Source organism: Streptomyces murinus, from assembly GCF_002154555.1.
Taxonomy (GTDB): domain Bacteria; phylum Actinomycetota; class Actinomycetes; order Streptomycetales; family Streptomycetaceae; genus Streptomyces; species Streptomyces murinus.
Genome location: NZ_MUNF01000986.1, coordinates 1 through 583, shown reverse-complemented (window position 1 = coordinate 583; position 583 = coordinate 1). Strand labels below are relative to the sequence as shown.

Below are 583 nucleotides of genomic sequence, written 5' to 3'. Positions count from 1 at the left end.
CCGACGGCGGCGGCCTGTTCATCCCGAGCGACCACGGCGCGGGCTGGCTGCGGTTCCGGCCCGGCCGTTCGGCGGAGCGCGACTCGCGCCGATTCCCCAAGCCGCGCTGGGAGTTCTCCACCTTCGACCGCCCCTGGACGACCAGCGGCCACGGCATCGCCGAGCCGGCGCCCTGCGGGGTGTGGGTGCGCAGCCCGCACGACCATCCCGCCACCGAGAGCGGCCGGCGCCTGGTGGACCGGCTGCCCAGCCATCCCGACATCCTCACCGTGGTCCTCGGCAGCCCCGGCGGTCCGCCGGTGACCCTGGCGGACGTGACCCGGCTGTGGGAGACGGTCCTGCCGTCCGCCCGCTCCTGGGTGCGCTTCCTGCACCTCGGTCCCGTCGCGCTGCCCGAGGGCGCCGAGGCGCTGGGCCAGGAACTCGCCGACGCGCTCGGCCAGCAGGTGGTGCTGTACGCGGGCGTGCCCGTCGAGTCGCGCGCCGGACTCGCCTCGCCCGAGGTGGCGGCGGTACGGCCGGACGGCACGCTCGGCCACCACCCCTTCGTCAGCGAGCTGATGTACTTCCCGCGCACCGGGAC

The 583-nt window shown here is 76.2% G+C and carries 1 pseudogene; it reads left to right on the top strand.

Annotated elements, in window-relative coordinates:
• Nucleotides 1-583, top strand: a pseudogene (locus CCN72_RS39435) (hypothetical protein); the annotation flags it as partial.